The sequence below is a fragment of the Moritella sp. 24 genome (assembly GCF_018219155.1).
Taxonomy (GTDB): Bacteria; Pseudomonadota; Gammaproteobacteria; order Enterobacterales; family Moritellaceae; genus Moritella.
The window spans coordinates 4,458,440-4,474,587 of sequence record NZ_CP056123.1 but is presented as its reverse complement, the minus strand read 5'-3'; the positions used below and the strand labels follow the sequence as shown (position 1 = coordinate 4,474,587).

The 16,148-nt window shown below is 42.9% G+C and carries 16 protein-coding genes, 1 tRNA gene and 4 rRNA genes; 18 read left to right on the top strand and 3 right to left on the bottom strand.

The window, feature by feature from the left end:
• The first annotated feature begins 1 nt into the window (after position 1).
• The 17 genes from rplF (at position 2) to rrf (HWV00_RS19935) (ending at position 12,432) form a co-directional block, all read left to right on the top strand.
• The gene (rplF, locus tag HWV00_RS20015; protein WP_211684046.1) at positions 2-535 is read left to right on the top strand and encodes a 50S ribosomal protein L6; all 534 of its coding nucleotides are present in this window, start codon (positions 2-4) and stop codon (positions 533-535) included.
• A 9-nt stretch (positions 536-544) separates the two neighbouring features.
• Complete coding sequence (rplR, locus tag HWV00_RS20010) at positions 545-895, top strand: 50S ribosomal protein L18 (protein ID WP_019442274.1); 351 nt, start codon at positions 545-547, stop codon at positions 893-895.
• 14 nt (positions 896-909) lie between these two features.
• Positions 910-1,410 carry a 30S ribosomal protein S5 gene (gene rpsE / locus HWV00_RS20005; protein ID WP_211684045.1) on the top strand — a complete coding sequence of 167 codons (501 nt, stop codon included), beginning with the start codon at positions 910-912 and terminating at the stop codon, positions 1,408-1,410.
• Between the two features lie 5 nt (positions 1,411-1,415).
• Positions 1,416-1,595 (top strand): 50S ribosomal protein L30, encoded by a 180-nt coding sequence (rpmD, locus tag HWV00_RS20000; protein WP_019442276.1) that lies wholly within the window; start codon positions 1,416-1,418, stop codon positions 1,593-1,595.
• Entirely contained in the window at positions 1,595-2,029 is a 435-nt protein-coding gene (rplO, locus tag HWV00_RS19995) for a 50S ribosomal protein L15 (protein WP_045112207.1), read from the top strand. The genes rpmD and rplO overlap by 1 nt, the downstream gene beginning before the upstream one ends.
• 5 nt (positions 2,030-2,034) lie before the next feature.
• Positions 2,035-3,360: a preprotein translocase subunit SecY gene (gene secY / locus HWV00_RS19990; RefSeq protein WP_211684044.1), complete on the top strand. Its 1,326-nt coding sequence runs from the start codon at positions 2,035-2,037 to the stop codon at positions 3,358-3,360.
• Positions 3,361-3,400: 40 nt separating this feature from the next.
• Positions 3,401-3,514, top strand: coding sequence for a 50S ribosomal protein L36 (gene rpmJ / locus HWV00_RS19985; protein WP_011770886.1), 114 nt, complete (start codon positions 3,401-3,403; stop codon positions 3,512-3,514).
• Positions 3,515-3,649: 135 nt separating this feature from the next.
• Entirely contained in the window at positions 3,650-4,006 is a 357-nt protein-coding gene (rpsM, locus tag HWV00_RS19980) for a 30S ribosomal protein S13 (RefSeq protein ID WP_045112204.1), read from the top strand.
• A 13-nt stretch (positions 4,007-4,019) separates the two neighbouring features.
• Positions 4,020-4,409, top strand: a complete 390-nt coding sequence (rpsK, locus tag HWV00_RS19975; RefSeq protein WP_017223604.1) for a 30S ribosomal protein S11 — start codon at positions 4,020-4,022, stop codon at positions 4,407-4,409.
• Between the two features lie 27 nt (positions 4,410-4,436).
• Complete coding sequence (gene rpsD / locus HWV00_RS19970; RefSeq protein ID WP_045112203.1) at positions 4,437-5,057, top strand: 30S ribosomal protein S4; 621 nt, start codon at positions 4,437-4,439, stop codon at positions 5,055-5,057.
• A gap of 26 nt (positions 5,058-5,083) precedes the next feature.
• Positions 5,084-6,070, top strand: coding sequence for a DNA-directed RNA polymerase subunit alpha (gene rpoA, locus HWV00_RS19965; protein ID WP_211684043.1), 987 nt, complete (start codon positions 5,084-5,086; stop codon positions 6,068-6,070).
• Between the two features lie 40 nt (positions 6,071-6,110).
• Entirely contained in the window at positions 6,111-6,494 is a 384-nt protein-coding gene (rplQ, locus tag HWV00_RS19960) for a 50S ribosomal protein L17 (protein WP_019442281.1), read from the top strand.
• A gap of 618 nt (positions 6,495-7,112) precedes the next feature.
• A 16S ribosomal RNA gene (locus HWV00_RS19955) occupies positions 7,113-8,657 on the top strand.
• A 119-nt stretch (positions 8,658-8,776) separates the two neighbouring features.
• Positions 8,777-8,852, top strand: a tRNA-Glu gene (locus HWV00_RS19950).
• Positions 8,853-9,071: 219 nt separating this feature from the next.
• Positions 9,072-11,963 (top strand): 23S ribosomal RNA (locus HWV00_RS19945).
• Between the two features lie 141 nt (positions 11,964-12,104).
• Positions 12,105-12,220 (top strand): 5S ribosomal RNA (rrf, locus tag HWV00_RS19940).
• A 96-nt stretch (positions 12,221-12,316) separates the two neighbouring features.
• Positions 12,317-12,432, top strand: a 5S ribosomal RNA gene (gene rrf, locus HWV00_RS19935).
• The 16S, 23S and 5S rRNA genes sit together here with 1 tRNA gene alongside, the layout of an rRNA operon.
• 109 nt (positions 12,433-12,541) lie before the next feature.
• Here rrf (HWV00_RS19935) and HWV00_RS19930 read toward each other — a convergent pair.
• Positions 12,542-12,958 carry an acetyl-CoA sensor PanZ family protein gene (locus HWV00_RS19930; RefSeq protein WP_211684042.1) on the bottom strand — a complete coding sequence of 139 codons (417 nt, stop codon included), beginning with the start codon at positions 12,956-12,958 and terminating at the stop codon, positions 12,542-12,544.
• A gap of 66 nt (positions 12,959-13,024) precedes the next feature.
• Between HWV00_RS19930 and HWV00_RS19925 the strand changes: the two genes are divergently transcribed.
• Entirely contained in the window at positions 13,025-13,279 is a 255-nt protein-coding gene (locus HWV00_RS19925) for a YkgJ family cysteine cluster protein (protein ID WP_211684041.1), read from the top strand.
• 4 nt (positions 13,280-13,283) lie between these two features.
• On the opposite strand, the gene HWV00_RS19920 is transcribed toward HWV00_RS19925, so the two are convergent.
• A complete protein-coding gene (locus tag HWV00_RS19920; RefSeq protein WP_211684040.1) occupies positions 13,284-14,441 on the bottom strand; it encodes a murein hydrolase activator EnvC in 1,158 nt (385 codons plus the stop codon).
• 29 nt (positions 14,442-14,470) lie between these two features.
• Positions 14,471-16,003 (bottom strand): 2,3-bisphosphoglycerate-independent phosphoglycerate mutase, encoded by a 1,533-nt coding sequence (gene gpmM, locus HWV00_RS19915; protein ID WP_211684039.1) that lies wholly within the window; start codon positions 16,001-16,003, stop codon positions 14,471-14,473.
• Positions 16,004-16,148 lie beyond the last annotated feature (145 nt).

Here is a 16,148-nt window from a genome sequence, read left to right as displayed (position 1 = left end):
TATGTCTCGTGTTGCTAAAGCACCCGTTGCCATCCCTGCAGGCGTAGAGATCTCTCTAAATGGTCAGGAAATCACTGTTAAAGGCGCTAAAGGCACTTTAACTACTGTTGTTAACTCATCTGTTGTTGTTGCAATCGCTGATGAAAAAGTATCTTTTGGTCCTGTTGAAGGCGTAAAAGATGCTTGGGCTCAAGCTGGTACAGCTCGTGCTAACGTTAATAACATGGTTAAAGGTGTAGCTGAAGGTTTTACTAAAACACTTCAACTAAATGGTGTTGGTTACCGTGCAAATGTTAAAGGTTCTGATGTGAATCTAACATTAGGTTTCTCACACCCTGTAGTTTACAACCTTCCTGAAGGTGTTACTGCAGTTTGCCCAAGCCAAACTGAAATTGTAATTACTGGCGCTGACAAACAAAATGTTGGTCAAGTTGCAGCTGATATTCGTGCATTCCGTCCGCCTGAACCTTATAAAGGTAAAGGTGTTCGTTATTCTGATGAAGTTGTGCGTCGTAAAGAAGCCAAGAAAAAGTAGGGTAATACTATGGATAAGAAATCTGCACGTCTTCGTCGCGCAACTCGCGCACGTAAGAAAATGCAAGAATTGGGTGCAACACGTTTAGTGATTAACCGCACTCCAAGCCATACTTATGCACAGGTTATTACACCGAATGCGGAAGTATTGGTTTCTGCTACAACTACAGAAAAAGCAGTTCGTGAAATGATCAGCTATGGTGGTAACGTTGAAGCAGCTAAAGTAATCGGTAAACTGGTTGCTGAGCGAGCTATCGAAAAAGGCGTTACTAAAATTGCTTTCGATCGTTCAGGTTTCCAATATCACGGTCGTGTTGCAGCATTAGCTGACGCCGCTCGTGAAGCTGGCCTTCAGTTTTAAGGCAGGAGTAGGAAATGTCAAAAGTTGAAAACCAAACAGGTGATCTGCAAGAGAAATTGATTGCAGTTAACCGTGTTTCAAAAGTTGTTAAAGGTGGTCGTATCTTCAGCTTCACTGCTCTTACAGTAGTGGGCGACGGTGCTGGCCGCGTAGGTTTTGGTTATGGTAAAGCTCGCGAAGTACCTGCTGCTATTCAAAAAGCAATGGAAAAAGCAAAGCGTAACATCGTAACTGTTGAGCTAAACGGTGTGACTCTTCAACATCCAGTTAAAGGTCGTCACTCTGGTTCTAAAGTATTCATGCGTCCAGCATCTGCTGGTACAGGTATCATTGCCGGCGGTGCAATGCGTGCAGTACTAGAAGTTGTAGGCGTACATGACGTACTTTCTAAAGCTTACGGTTCAACTAACCCAATTAACGTTGTACGAGCTACTATTGGCGCGCTTACTGGTATGCAATCACCAGAACAAATCGCAGCTAAACGTGGCCTACCTGTTAACGAAATTCTAGGGTAATTACCATGGCTAAAATTAAAGTAACTCAAACTAAAAGTGCAATCGGTCGTTTACCTAAACACCGTGCGACACTAGTTGGTTTAGGCCTTCGTAAAATCAACCACAGTGTAGTATTGGAAGATACAGCATGTGTACGTGGTATGGTTAACAAAGTAGCTTACATGATTAAAGTGGAGGAAGCGTAATGTTTTTAAATACTCTATCTCCAGCAGCTGGTTCTAAGCCAAGCGCTAAACGTGTAGGCCGCGGTATCGGTTCTGGTCTAGGCAAAACTTGTGGTCGTGGTCACAAAGGTCAAAAGTCTCGCTCTGGCGGCGGCATTCGTCCTGGCTTTGAAGGCGGTCAAATGCCTTTGAAACAACGTCTTCCTAAATTCGGTTTCACTTCACGTAAGCAGCTAGTAACAGCTGAAGTACGTTTAAATGAAATCGCTAAAGTTGAAGGTGATGTTGTAGATCTAAACACACTTAAAGCAGCTGGTCTTGTTACAAAAAACATCCAGTTTGTTAAAGTTGTTTTATCTGGTGAAATCACTCGACCAGTTACAATTCGTGGCATTAAAGCTACGAAAGGTGCTGTTGAAGCGATTGTTGCTGCAGGCGGTCAAATCGAAGGATAGTACAAATGGCTAAAAAACCAGGATTGGAAACGAATAAATCGCAAGGTGGCTTATCAGAATTGAAAAGTCGTTTATGGTTCGTGTTAGGTGCAATTATTGTATTTCGCGCAGGCTCTTTTGTTCCGATCCCTGGTATTGATGCCTCTGTACTTGCTACGCTGTTTGACTCGCAAAAGGGTACCATCTTAGAAATGTTTAACATGTTCTCTGGTGGTGCGCTTGAGCGTGCGTCTATTTTTGCGTTGGGTATTATGCCGTATATTTCGGCCTCTATTATCATACAGTTATTAACTGTAGTTCATCCTGCTCTTGCTGAATTGAAAAAAGACGGTGAAGCGGGACGACGTAAAATTAGCCAGTATACCCGTTACGGAACATTGTTCTTAGGTACTTTCCAAGCTATCGGTATTGCAAAAGGCTTACCTAACATGGTTGATGGACTTGTCCATAATCCAGGGTTAAGTTTTTACTTTACTGCTGTAGTAAGTTTAGTAACTGGTACTATGTTCTTAATGTGGTTAGGTGAACAAATTACCGAACGCGGTATTGGTAATGGTATCTCAATATTAATTTTTGCAGGTATTGTTGCTGGTATGCCGCCAGCTATCGGACAAACAATCGAGCAGGTTATCGATGGTAACCTTCACGGTCTGTTATTGTTAGTGTTAGCTGGTGTTGTTTTTGCTGTTACATACTTTGTTGTATTTGTAGAGCGCGGTCAGCGTAGAATTGTGGTAAACTACGCAAAACGCCAACAAGGACGACGTGTTTTTGCAGCTCAAAGCACGCATTTACCGTTAAAGCTTAATATGGCCGGTGTTATTCCAGCTATTTTTGCTTCGAGTATAATTTTGTTTCCTGGAACGCTTGCACAATGGTTCGGTCAGAATGAAGGTTTATCTTTCCTTACTGATATTTCCTTGGCTCTACAGCCAGGACAACCTTTGTATGTAATGCTTTATGCAGCAGCGATTATCTTTTTCTGTTTCTTCTATACAGCGTTGGTATTTAACCCACGTGAAACGGCAGATAACTTGAAGAAGAGCGGGGCGTTCATCCCAGGTATTAGACCAGGCGAACAAACTTCAAGGTATATAGATAAAGTAATGTCACGATTGACTCTAGCGGGTTCTTTGTATATTACATTTATTTGTCTAGTACCATTGTTCATGACACAAGCTATGGGTGTGCAGTTCTATTTCGGTGGAACGTCATTACTTATTATGGTTGTGGTAATCATGGACTTTATGGCTCAAGTTCAGACCCATATGATGTCTCATCAGTATGGTGATGTTCTTAAAAAAGCTAATTTAAAAGGCTACGGTCGATAATTTAGTTTGAGCATGTCCTATAACAGTTACGGAGTAAGAAATGAAAGTTCGTGCATCTGTTAAAAAGATTTGTCGTAATTGCAAAGTGATCAAACGTCACGGTGTAGTACGCGTAATCTGTGTTGAACCAAAGCATAAACAACGCCAAGGTTAAACAAAAAATTAGGAACTTGGAATAAATGTAAAAATCTATTCCAAGTTTCTATTGCAATACATCTCTCTTCTGAGTATCCTTACGGGCTTTTCGAAGAGAGCAATCTTTTATTCAACCCTTAAGTGGAGTGGTATAGTGGCCCGTATAGCCGGCATTAACATTCCTGATCAAAAGCATACAGTCATTGCCCTGACTGGTGTTTTCGGTATTGGTGCAACACGTGCGAAAGCAATCTGTGCTGCAACTGGTATCGCTGAAACAGCTAAGATCAGAGAGCTAGAAGAAGCTCAACTAGAACTTCTTCGCGAAGAAGTAGGTAAGTACACTGTAGAAGGTGACCTACGTCGTGAAGTAAGTATGAATATCAAGCGTCTGATGGACCTCGGTTGTTACCGTGGTATTCGTCACCGTCGCAGCTTACCTCTACGTGGTCAACGCACTAAAACAAATGCGCGCACCCGTAAAGGTCCGCGTAAAGCTATCAAGAAATAGGAGCTGACGAGTAATGGCTAAAACTCCAACTCGCGCTCGTAAGCGCGTTAAAAAGCAAGTTGCTGACGGTATTGCACACGTTCATGCTTCTTTCAATAACACTATTGTGACAATCACAGATCGCCAAGGTAATGCTTTATCTTGGGCAACTGCAGGCGGCTCAGGCTTCCGTGGTTCTCGTAAGTCAACTCCATTCGCTGCGCAGGTTGCTGCTGAGCGTGCTGGTGAAATGGCTAAAGAGTACGGTCTTAAAAACTTAGAAGTTATGGTTAAGGGCCCTGGTCCTGGTCGTGAATCTTCTATTCGTGCATTGAATGCGATTGGTTATAAAATTACTAACATCACTGATGTTACACCAATCCCTCACAATGGTTGTCGTCCACCTAAAAAGCGTCGCGTATAACGCTTTTAGGAATATTGGAGAAAGAACATGGCTAGATATTTGGGCCCAAAGCTCAAGCTTAGTCGTCGTGAAGGTACAGATCTTTTCTTGAAAAGTGGCGTACGCGCGATTGAATCTAAGTGTAAAATTGATAACGCACCTGGTGTACATGGTGCTCGTAAACCTCGTCTATCTGACTACGGTTTACAACTACGTGAAAAGCAAAAAGTTCGTCGTATGTACGGTGTACTTGAAAAGCAATTCCGTAACTTATATAAAGAAGCTGCTCGTCTAAAAGGTAACACTGGTGAAAACCTACTTGCTTTATTAGAAGGCCGTCTAGATAACGTTGTTTATCGTATGGGCTTTGGTTCAACTCGTGCGGAATCGCGCCAGTTAGTAAGCCACAAAGCAATCGTTGTAAACGGTAAAGTTGTAAATATCCCTTCTTACAAAGTGAAAGTTAACGATACAGTTAGCATTCGCGAGAAGGCTAAGAAGCAAGCTCGTATCGCTTCAGCTCTAGAAATTTCTGAGCAGCGCGAGAAAGCATCTTGGGTTGAAGTTGACAGTAAGACTCTTGAAGGCGTTTTCAAACGTGTTCCTGAACGTTCTGATCTGTCTGCAGACATCAACGAACAGCTTATTGTTGAACTTTACTCTAAGTAAGGTTAACTTCATAAGAGAGGACATACATGCAGGGTTCTGTAACAGAATTTCTAAGACCAAGACTTGTTGATATTGAGCAAATTAGCTCAACACGTGCCAAGGTAACACTTGAACCGTTAGAGCGTGGCTTTGGTCACACTCTAGGTAATGCTTTACGTCGTATTCTACTTTCTTCTATGCCAGGTTGTGCTGTAACAGAAGTTGAGATCGACGGCGTACTCCATGAGTACAGCAGTAAAGAAGGCGTTCAAGAAGATGTTCTTGAAATTCTTCTTAACTTGAAAGGTCTTGCAATCAAACTTGAAGGCAAAGACGAAGCGTTACTAACTTTAACTAAGTCAGGTACAGGTCCTGTATTGGCAGGTGACATCACTCATGATGGTGATGTTGAGATTGTAAATCCAGAACATGTGATTTGTAATTTAACCGGTCAAGCAGATATCAGTATGCGTATTCGTGTTGCTAAAGGTCGTGGTTACGTTCCTGCTTCTACACGTGTACATGCTGATGATGAAGAGCGTCCTATCGGTCGTTTGCTTGTTGATGCTGCATTCAGCCCTGTAAGCCGTATTGCTTACAATGTTGAATCTGCTCGTGTAGAGCAACGTACTAACCTTGATAAGTTAGTAATCGATATGGAAACTGATGGAACATTAGATCCTGAAGAAGCTATTCGTCGTTCTGCTACAATTCTGGCTGAACAGCTTGATGCTTTCGTTGATCTTCGTGATGTAACGGAACCAGAGCAGAAAGAAGAGAAACCAGAGTTCGATCCGATACTGCTACGTCCTGTTGATGATTTAGAACTTACTGTTCGTTCAGCTAACTGCCTAAAAGCAGAAGCAATTCACTATATTGGTGATCTTGTTCAGCGTACTGAGGTTGAGTTACTTAAAACGCCTAACCTTGGTAAGAAATCTTTAACTGAAATTAAAGATGTTCTAGCTTCGCGTGGTCTTTCTCTAGGTATGCGCCTAGAAAACTGGCCGCCAGCAAGTATTGCTGACGAATAGTAAACACTAGTCAAAAGATTTTTGTAAGAAGGATAAGTTCATGCGCCATCGTAAGAGTGGTCGTCAACTAAATCGTAACAGCAGCCACCGTCAGGCTATGTTCCGTAATATGGCATGTTCTTTAGTTAGTCACGAGATCATTAAAACGACTCTGCCTAAAGCTAAAGAATTACGTCGTGTAGTTGAGCCTCTAATTACACTTGCTAAAACGGATAGCGTAGCTAACCGTCGTCTAGCATTTGCTCGTACCCGCAGCGATGAAGTTGTAGGTAAACTATTTAAAGAATTAGGCCCACGTTTCGAAAACCGTTCAGGCGGTTATACTCGAATCTTAAAATGTGGTCTACGTACTGGCGATAAAGCTCCTATGGCTTACATCGAACTAGTAGATCGTCCAGCTGTTGAAGCTGCTGACGAAGAATAGTAAATAGTATTAGAAGCCAGAGCTCACGCTCTGGCTTTTTTATTTCCGCTACAATAACTTCCCTATTATATTACTTCTTATCTTTTTCTTTTTAGCTTATCTAAAATCTCTCTATATCTCTTTGCAATTTTGAATCAACACTATTCATACATCGGTAAATTGACTGTTTGCATCAAACGATTGTTCCGCACAATAATTATGATATTCGATTCCGTATTTAATGGGCTTATGGATAGGATAAATTGACTTATTTATCTCTTTTGTGAAGTTTTGTCTGGTATATCGCTTTATTGTTCGGTTTTTGACCTGTTGATTTGTTTTTTCTATTTTTTGAAATTAGCACTTGCCAATGTGATCCATATCTCTATAATGCGACCTCACTGACACGGCAACAGCCGCTCAGTATGCTCTTTAACAATTTATTCAAGCAATCTGTGTGAGTACTTACAGAGATATAATGACCAAAAATTATATCAATGTAATTATGAACATTAAATTAAATCGAAAGATTTGGTTTTATAAACAATAAACCTCGGTTTGTTGTTGAAGTACAGAATTCATTGAGCCGACTTGATACTTATTATCAGTAATGATTTTAGGTATCAGTCAAAAAAACTTTAATTGAAGAGTTTGATCATGGCTCAGATTGAACGCTGGCGGTAGGCTTAACACATGCAAGTCGAGCGGAAACGAAGAATAGCTTGCTATTCTGGCGTCGAGCGGCGGACGGGTGAGTAATGCTTGGGAATCTGCCTAGTCGAGGGGGACAACAGTTGGAAACGACTGCTAATACCGCATACGACCTACGGGTGAAAGGGGGCCTCTTCTTGAAAGCTCTCGCGACTAGATGAGCCCAAGTGGGATTAGCTTGTTGGTGAGGTAAGAGCTCACCAAGGCGACGATCCCTAGCTGGTCTGAGAGGATGATCAGCCACACTGGAACTGAGACACGGTCCAGACTCCTACGGGAGGCAGCAGTGGGGAATATTGCACAATGGAGGAAACTCTGATGCAGCCATACCGCGTGTATGAAGAAGGCCTTCGGGTTGTAAAGTACTTTCAGCGAGGAGGAAAGGTAAGTAGTTAATAACTGCTTACTGTGACGTTACTCGCAGAAGAAGCACCGGCTAACTCCGTGCCAGCAGCCGCGGTAATACGGAGGGTGCAAGCGTTAATCGGAATTACTGGGCGTAAAGCGCATGCAGGCGGTTTGTTAAGCGAGATGTGAAAGCCCCGGGCTCAACCTGGGAACTGCATTTCGAACTGGCAAACTAGAGTTCTTGAGAGGGTGGTAGAATTTCAGGTGTAGCGGTGAAATGCGTAGAGATCTGAAGGAATACCAGTGGCGAAGGCGGCCACCTGGCAAGTAACTGACGCTCAGATGCGAAAGCGTGGGTAGCAAACGGGATTAGATACCCCGGTAGTCCACGCCGTAAACGATGTCTACTCGGAGTTTGGTTCCTTGAGAACTGGGCTCTTAAGCTAACGCATTAAGTAGACCGCCTGGGGAGTACGGCCGCAAGGTTAAAACTCAAATGAATTGACGGGGGCCCGCACAAGCGGTGGAGCATGTGGTTTAATTCGATGCAACGCGAAGAACCTTACCTACTCTTGACATCCATAGAACTTTTCAGAGATGAATTGGTGCCTTCGGGAACTATGAGACAGGTGCTGCATGGCTGTCGTCAGCTCGTGTTGTGAAATGTTGGGTTAAGTCCCGCAACGAGCGCAACCCTTATCCTTATTTGCCAGCACGTAATGGTGGGAACTCTAAGGAGACTGCCGGTGATAAACCGGAGGAAGGTGGGGACGACGTCAAGTCATCATGGCCCTTACGAGTAGGGCTACACACGTGCTACAATGGCGCATACAAAGGGCTGCAAACCAGCGATGGTAAGCGAATCCCATAAAGTGCGTCGTAGTCCGGATTGGGGTCTGCAACTCGACCCCATGAAGTCGGAATCGCTAGTAATCGTGAATCAGAATGTCACGGTGAATACGTTCCCGGGCCTTGTACACACCGCCCGTCACACCATGGGAGTGGGCTGCACCAGAAGTCATTAGCTTAACCTTCGGGAGGGCGATGACCACGGTGTGGTTCATGACTGGGGTGAAGTCGTAACAAGGTAGCCCTAGGGGAACCTGGGGCTGGATCACCTCCTTACGTAAAGTTGTTAATTTTTGTAAGTGCCCACACAAATTGCTTGAATAGAAACGTTAAAGACAATCTTATGAAAATAAGATAACGACTGAGTTGAAGTCCAGTCGTAGAAAGTAAATTGTGTCCCGTTCGTCTAGAGGCCTAGGACACCGCCCTTTCACGGCGGTAACACGAGTTCAAATCTCGTACGGGATACCACTTTTCTTTCTGATTAAAAATCAAAGCTAAGCAACAATGTTTATCTTTGCTTTTTAGCAAATTGCTCTTTAAAAATTTGGAAAGCTGAATAAATAAAGAAGTTCTTAAAACACGTTACGATTAAGTTCGTAACAATATAGTGTTCTTGAGTATTCTTGAGGCGAAAAAAACTAGATAATACCTAGTTATTTCAATTGTACGGTCGACTTTAGATTGTATGGTTAAGTGACTAAGCGTATACGGTGGATGCCTAGGCAGTCAGAGGCGATGAAGGACGTGTTAATCTGCGTTAAGCTGTGGGGAGTTGATAAAAAGCGTTAATCCACAGATTTCCGAATGGGGGAACCCACTCTACTTTGTAGAGTATCGTAACGTGAATACATAGCGTTGCGAAGCGAACCGGGAGAACTGAAACATCTAAGTACCCCGAGGAAAAGAAATCAATAGAGATACCCTTAGTAGCGGCGAGCGAACGGGGTCTAGCCCTTAAGCAGTTTGGAAGTTAGTGGAAGATTCTGGAAAGTTTCACGATACAGGGTGATAGTCCCGTACATGAAAACGACCTTACTGTGAAATCGAGTAGGACGGCACACGTGATATGCTGTTTGAATATGGGAGGACCATCTTCCAAGGCTAAATACTACTGACTGACCGATAGTGAACCAGTACCGTGAGGGAAAGGCGAAAAGAACCCCTGTGAGGGGAGTGAAATAGAACCTGAAACCGTATACGTACAAGCAGTGGGAGCAGACTTGTTCTGTGACTGCGTACCTTTTGTATAATGGGTCAACGACTTAATTTCAGTAGCAAGGTTAAGCGAATAGCGGAGCCGTAGGGAAACCGAGTGTTAACTGCGCGAATAGTTGCTGGGATTAGACCCGAAACCCGGTGATCTAGCCATGGGCAGGTTGAAGGTTGAGTAACATCAACTGGAGGACCGAACCGACTAATGTTGAAAAATTAGCGGATGACTTGTGGCTGGGGGTGAAAGGCCAATCAAACCGGGAGATAGCTGGTTCTCCTCGAAAGCTATTTAGGTAGCGCCTCGCGTCTAACTATTGGGGGTAGAGCACTGTTAAGGCTAGGGGGTCATCCCGACTTACCAACCCTTTGCAAACTCCGAATACCAATAAGTTCAATCGCGGGAGACACACGGCGGGTGCTAACGTCCGTCGTGGAAAGGGAAACAACCCAGACCGTCAGCTAAGGTCCCAAAGTGTATGTTAAGTGGGAAACGATGTGGAAAGGCTCAGACAGCCAGGAAGTTGGCTTAGAAGCAGCCATCTTTTAAAGAAAGCGTAATAGCTCACTGGTCGAGTCGGTCTGCGCGGAAGATTTAACGGGGCTAAACATACCACCGAAGCTACGGATGCAAGACTTGTTCTTGCATGGTAGAGGAGCGTTCTGTAAGCCGTTGAAGGTGAGTTGAGAAGCTTGCTGGAGGTATCAGAAGTGCGAATGTTGACATGAGTAACGATAATGGGGGTGAAAAACCTCCACGCCGAAAGACCAAGGGTTCCTGTCCAACGTTAATCGGGGCAGGGTGAGTCGACCCCTAAGGCGAGGCCGAAAGGCGTAGTCGATGGGAAACTGGTTAATATTCCAGTACTCACTTATATTGCGATGGGGTGACGGAGAAGGTTAGGCTAGCATGGCGATGGTTGTCCATGTTTAAGGTTGTAGGCTGTATTCTTAGGCAAATCCGGGAATACATTAAGGCTGAGAACTGATGACGAGTCTCTACGGAGATGAAGTAGTTGATACCCGGCTTCCAGGAAAAACCTCTAAGCTTCAGATATAAGAGAATCGTACCCCAAACCGACACAGGTGGTTAGGTAGAGAATACTAAGGCGCTTGAGAGAACTCGGGTGAAGGAACTAGGCAAAATGGTACCGTAACTTCGGGAGAAGGTACGCCAATGATGGTGAAGGACTTGCTCCGTAAGCTATTGTTGGTCGCAGAGAAATGGTGGCTGCAACTGTTTATTAAAAACACAGCACTGTGCAAAATCGAAAGATGACGTATACGGTGTGACGCCTGCCCGGTGCCGGAAGGTTAATTGATTGGGTTAGACTTAGGTCGAAGCTCATGATCGAAGCCCCGGTAAACGGCGGCCGTAACTATAACGGTCCTAAGGTAGCGAAATTCCTTGTCGGGTAAGTTCCGACCTGCACGAATGGCGTAATGATGGCCACGCTGTCTCCACCCGAGACTCAGTGAAATTGAAATCGCTGTTAAGATGCAGTGTACCCGCGGCTAGACGGAAAGACCCCGTGAACCTTTACTATAGCTTGGCACTGAACATTGAACCTACATGTGTAGGATAGGTGGGAGACTGTGAAACATTGTCGCTAGATGATGTGGAGTCTATCTTGAAATACCACCCTTGTACGTTTGATGTTCTAACGTAGGTCCCTTATCGGGATTGCGGACAGTGTCTGGTGGGTAGTTTGACTGGGGCGGTCTCCTCCCAAAGAGTAACGGAGGAGCACGAAGGTTGGCTAAACATGGTTGGACATCATGTGGTTAGTGCAAAGGCATAAGCCAGCTTAACTGCGAGACAGACACGTCGAGCAGGTACGAAAGTAGGTCTTAGTGATCCGGTGGTTCTGAATGGAAGGGCCATCGCTCAACGGATAAAAGGTACTCCGGGGATAACAGGCTGATACCGCCCAAGAGTTCATATCGACGGCGGTGTTTGGCACCTCGATGTCGGCTCATCACATCCTGGGGCTGAAGTTGGTCCCAAGGGTATGGCTGTTCGCCATTTAAAGTGGTACGCGAGCTGGGTTTAGAACGTCGTGAGACAGTTCGGTCCCTATCTGCCGTGGGCGTTTGAGAATTGAGAGGAGCTGCTCCTAGTACGAGAGGACCGGAGTGGACGAACCACTGGTGTTCGGGTTGTTATGCCAATAGCATTGCCCGGTAGCTAAGTTCGGAACTGATAACCGCTGAAAGCATCTAAGCGGGAAGCAGGCCTCGAGATGAGTTCTCACTGGGACTTTAAGTCCCCTGAAGGGCCGTTGGAGACTACAACGTTGATAGGCAAGGTGTGTAAGTGCTGTGAGGCATTGAGCTAACTTGTACTAATTACCCGTGAGGCTTAACCATACAAATTAAAGTATGATTAATTGAAATATCGACTTAAGAATTGATTGAACACTACTATTTATCGAAAGATAGGTTTTAAAGACTTCTTTATTTATAGCTTTTCAGATTTTAAAGATACATTTTGAAAGCAAATAGAATTTGCTTGGTGACCATAGTGTTACGGTACCACCTGATCCCATTCCGAACTCAGTAGTGAAACGTAATAACGCCGATGGTAGTGTGGGGCTTCCCCATGTGAGAGTAGGGCATCGCCAAGCGCCACTTTTAATTCAAGGCAAAGCCTTGGGTAGAGAATAATGTTTAAAACGTTGTTTTAAACAAGAGCAGATGATTCGTAAGACTCGAAAAATTTGTTTGGTGACCATAGTGTTACGGTACCACCTGATCCCATTCCGAACTCAGTAGTGAAACGTAATAACGCCGATGGTAGTGTGGGGCTTCCCCATGTGAGAGTAGGGCATCGCCAAACGCCAATTTTAATTCAAGGTATTACCTTGGGTAAAGAACGATTCAAGACGCTGTCTTGAACGAAAAAAGCCGATATCATTGATATCGGCTTTTTTTATACCTGTAATTTATTAGCAGCTAAAGTTAAATTCTGAGTCTTGCTCTGTGAAGCCTTGATGAATTAAGAATGCTGATAATTCGGGTGTTATTTGCGCCGTTTTAATTATTTTAACGGTTTTTAGATGCTGTGTTTTCGCATGCTCGATTGCTTGCTGAATTAAATATTTACCAACACCACGCTGTTGAGTTATATCTCTCACTGCAATACAGCTTAACACTAGCTCCGAGTCATTATATTGCATAATTAGTCCACCGATATGGCGGTCATTAAATTTAGCAACGAATAATGCCTGGCCGTTATCTTGAAGTAGTTTATCGAAATCGTTTTTAATCTCTGCTTCATTAGATTGAAATGGTCGATACAATTTAGTCATATCAATTAGTAACTGTGGTGTCGATTCTGTTACGGTAAATGCTGATAATCTCATGCTGTTCCCTTTTTTAGATGCAGGATGATCTTACGCTATAATCATTAGATATTTAAGGTTTGTTTTATGCAATGCAGAATGAATTGTGGGGCGTGTTGTGAAGCGCCAAGTATTACTAGTTATATTCCTGGTATGCCAGATGGTAAACCTGCAGGTGTTCGCTGTGTGAACTTGTCTGCTGATAATCTTTGTTTGATATTTACTGACCCTGAACGACCGGCATTATGCGATACTTTCAAAGCCAGTAGTGATGTGTGTGGTGAAAATCGTGATGACGCATTATTTCTTATCACTGATTTAGAAATACAAACCGCAATATAGATTATTAGCGTTTAAGCCATGAACGTGGATTAAGGGCTTTACCTTTATGACGGATCTCGAAGTAAACTCCGGATTGAAGTTGGCCACCACTGCGTCCTGCTAACGAAATAACATCACCTTTTCGTACTTTCTCACCTGTTACTTTAAGTAGTGTTTGGTTATGTCCATAAAGGCTCATGTAGCCCTTACCATGGTCGATAATCGTCACCATGCCGAAGCCTCGTAACCAATCTGCAAAGACAACTTTCCCTGCACTAACTGCTTTTACTTTAGTACCTTCATTCGCGCTGATGACTAACCCACGCCAATTGACGTTATTAAAGCGTTTACTGTTAAAGTTATGTAGTACTTTACCTTTTATTGGCCAGTCTAATTTGCCTTTATATTGCTTTAATCCAGATAGGGATATTTGTGCTCTTTGTTGTTTTTTTAATAGTGCTATTTGTTGCTGTTTTCGTAATAACGCTATTTGTTGTTTTAACTTTTGTTCTGCAATGCCTAATTCTGTCCGTGTTTTTTTCTGTTTGTTGATGCTGTAAGCGATATTTCTATTACTTTTCTTCTGTTGTGATTTTTGTTGTGCTAATTGCTTAGCCTTTTGTTGTTGTGACGTTTTGATGGCCAGTAATTGTTGTTTTATTTTTTCTTGTTCTTCTTCATTTTGCTCAATTTTAGCTAAGGTGTCATTAAATTCGGCAATTGATGCAGCACGAGCTTGATGTAAGTGCTGATAGTAAACCAGTGACCGTTCTATTTCGTTGCTGTTTTGTTGATTTAGGATTAATTTAAGGTAATCGTTATTACCGCTTAGATAAGCTGTTTCAATTTGTGCGGAAAGGATGTTTTGTTGTTTCTTTTTATCTTTTAATAACGTTTTTTGTTGTGCTACTAGGTTATCAAGATCTTTTTCGATATTGAGAATTAAGGATTGGGTGTTACTCAATTGTGCGGCGACTTTACTAATAGCACGATCAGTACTTTGGGTTTGTTTGGATAAATCGTTTAAATAACGATGTTTCTTTTTGATGGATGCGTCTTGTGCTTTGATTTGATCACGAAGTTGATTCAGTTCGGACTGATTATTGGCTGCATAAGTGTTTAATGAGAATAATATCAGCAGGCCTAAAATACTATAGGCCATGCTGTTTTTAAAAAATGTCATAACGTAATCCTTTCCCCGTAGGGAAACGATTATTTCAGATTCATTAGGTTGTTACCAGTCATTTCAGCTGGAATCTCTTCACCAAGTAAAGTCAGCATTGTTGGTGCTAAATCACATAGACGGCCTGTTTCAGCTGGTTCAGCATCACGACCAAAGTAGATCAGTGGTACAGGTAAATTAGTATGTGCAGTGTGAATACCGCCAGTCTCAGGGTTAACCATCATTTCAGCATTACCGTGATCTGCTGTGATTAAGCATTCACCGCCTGTTTTACCTAAGGCTTCAACAACGCGACCGATAGATTTATCTACAGCTTCACATGCTTGTATTGCTGCATCGTATACACCTGTATGGCCAACCATGTCGCCATTAGGGTAATTACAGATGATCGCATCGTATTTACCACTTTCAATTGCTGCAACCAATTTGTCTGTGAGCATTTCTGAATTCATTTCAGGTTGTAAGTCGTATGTTGCTACTTGAGGTGAAGGAATTAATTCACGATCTTCACCCGTAAACGCATCTTCAATGCCACCGTTAAAGAAGAAGGTTACGTGCGCGTATTTTTCAGTTTCAGAAATACGTAATTGTGTTTTATTTTGCTGCTCAAGCATTGAGCCTAATGTATTTACCAATTTGTCTGATGGATATGCAACACTTGCATCAATTGTTGCTGCATATTCAGTTAGCATAACAAAATCAGAAAGTTTTGGTGTTACTGCACGTTCAAAACCACTAAAGTCAGTATCAACAAATGCGCGTGTAATTTCACGTGCACGGTCAGCTCGGAAGTTCATGAAGATAACAGCATCACCATCAACAATAGGTACTGCTTCACCAATGACTGTCGCTTTTACGAACTCGTCGTTTTCATCTCGAGCGTAAGCAGCTTCAAGGCCTGCAAGAGCAGTTTCTGCTGCGTGTGGAGCTTGAGCTTGGGTAAATAAGTTATACGCTTCTTCTACACGATCCCAACGATTATCACGATCCATTGCAAAATAACGGCCGATCAATGTTGCTGTTTTACCGACGCCAACTTCTGCAAATTTAGCATCAAATTTTTCTAATGTGCCTTGTGCACTGCGTGGTGGTGTATCACGACCATCTAGGAATGCGTGAAGATAAATCTTCGTTGCACCTTGTTTTGCTGCCATTTCGATCATTGCTACGATTTGATCATCGTGACTATGTACGCCACCTGGAGACGCTAAACCAAGGATATGTACTGCTTTATCATTTGCAACAGCAGTATCAACTGCTTTAACAAGTACTGGGTTGTGATAGAACTCGCCATCTTTGATCGCTTTATCGATTTTGGTTAAATCTTGATAAACAATACGACCAGCACCAATATTTACATGACCAACTTCAGAGTTACCCATTTGGCCATCTGGTAGCCCCACATCTAAGCCTGAACTTGAAATCAGCATGCTTGGGCAATCTTGCCAAAGTTTATCTAAAATAGGAGTTTTTGCGTTGGCAATTGCATTATTTTTTTGATCAAGACGGTGGCCCCAGCCATCCATGATGATAAGTGCAATTGTTTTCTTAGCCTTAGACATGAGTTTACCTCTCGGTTATTAAATTTAAATATAGGAATATTACTACACTTTCCGGGGCTAAATTGGCTCTTATTTATGATCCAGGTAGAATATTGAAGATATTTAATGATTAATATCGGTAATATAACTACATTTCCAACTGTTT

Coding starts and splice junctions, on each gene's coding strand:
- rpoA (WP_211684043.1), top strand. CDS start 5,084: ATGCAGGGTTCTGTAACAGAATTTCTAAGACCAAGACTTGTTGATATT.
- HWV00_RS19925 (WP_211684041.1), top strand. CDS start 13,025: ATGCAATGCAGAATGAATTGTGGGGCGTGTTGTGAAGCGCCAAGTATT.
- gpmM (WP_211684039.1), bottom strand. CDS start 16,003: ATGTCTAAGGCTAAGAAAACAATTGCACTTATCATCATGGATGGCTGG.
- rplF (WP_211684046.1), top strand. CDS start 2: ATGTCTCGTGTTGCTAAAGCACCCGTTGCCATCCCTGCAGGCGTAGAG.
- rplR (WP_019442274.1), top strand. CDS start 545: ATGGATAAGAAATCTGCACGTCTTCGTCGCGCAACTCGCGCACGTAAG.
- rplQ (WP_019442281.1), top strand. CDS start 6,111: ATGCGCCATCGTAAGAGTGGTCGTCAACTAAATCGTAACAGCAGCCAC.
- rplO (WP_045112207.1), top strand. CDS start 1,595: ATGTTTTTAAATACTCTATCTCCAGCAGCTGGTTCTAAGCCAAGCGCT.
- HWV00_RS19930 (WP_211684042.1), bottom strand. CDS start 12,958: ATGAGATTATCAGCATTTACCGTAACAGAATCGACACCACAGTTACTA.
- rpsD (WP_045112203.1), top strand. CDS start 4,437: ATGGCTAGATATTTGGGCCCAAAGCTCAAGCTTAGTCGTCGTGAAGGT.
- rpmJ (WP_011770886.1), top strand. CDS start 3,401: ATGAAAGTTCGTGCATCTGTTAAAAAGATTTGTCGTAATTGCAAAGTG.
- rpsE (WP_211684045.1), top strand. CDS start 910: ATGTCAAAAGTTGAAAACCAAACAGGTGATCTGCAAGAGAAATTGATT.
- HWV00_RS19920 (WP_211684040.1), bottom strand. CDS start 14,441: ATGACATTTTTTAAAAACAGCATGGCCTATAGTATTTTAGGCCTGCTG.
- secY (WP_211684044.1), top strand. CDS start 2,035: ATGGCTAAAAAACCAGGATTGGAAACGAATAAATCGCAAGGTGGCTTA.
- rpsK (WP_017223604.1), top strand. CDS start 4,020: ATGGCTAAAACTCCAACTCGCGCTCGTAAGCGCGTTAAAAAGCAAGTT.
- rpmD (WP_019442276.1), top strand. CDS start 1,416: ATGGCTAAAATTAAAGTAACTCAAACTAAAAGTGCAATCGGTCGTTTA.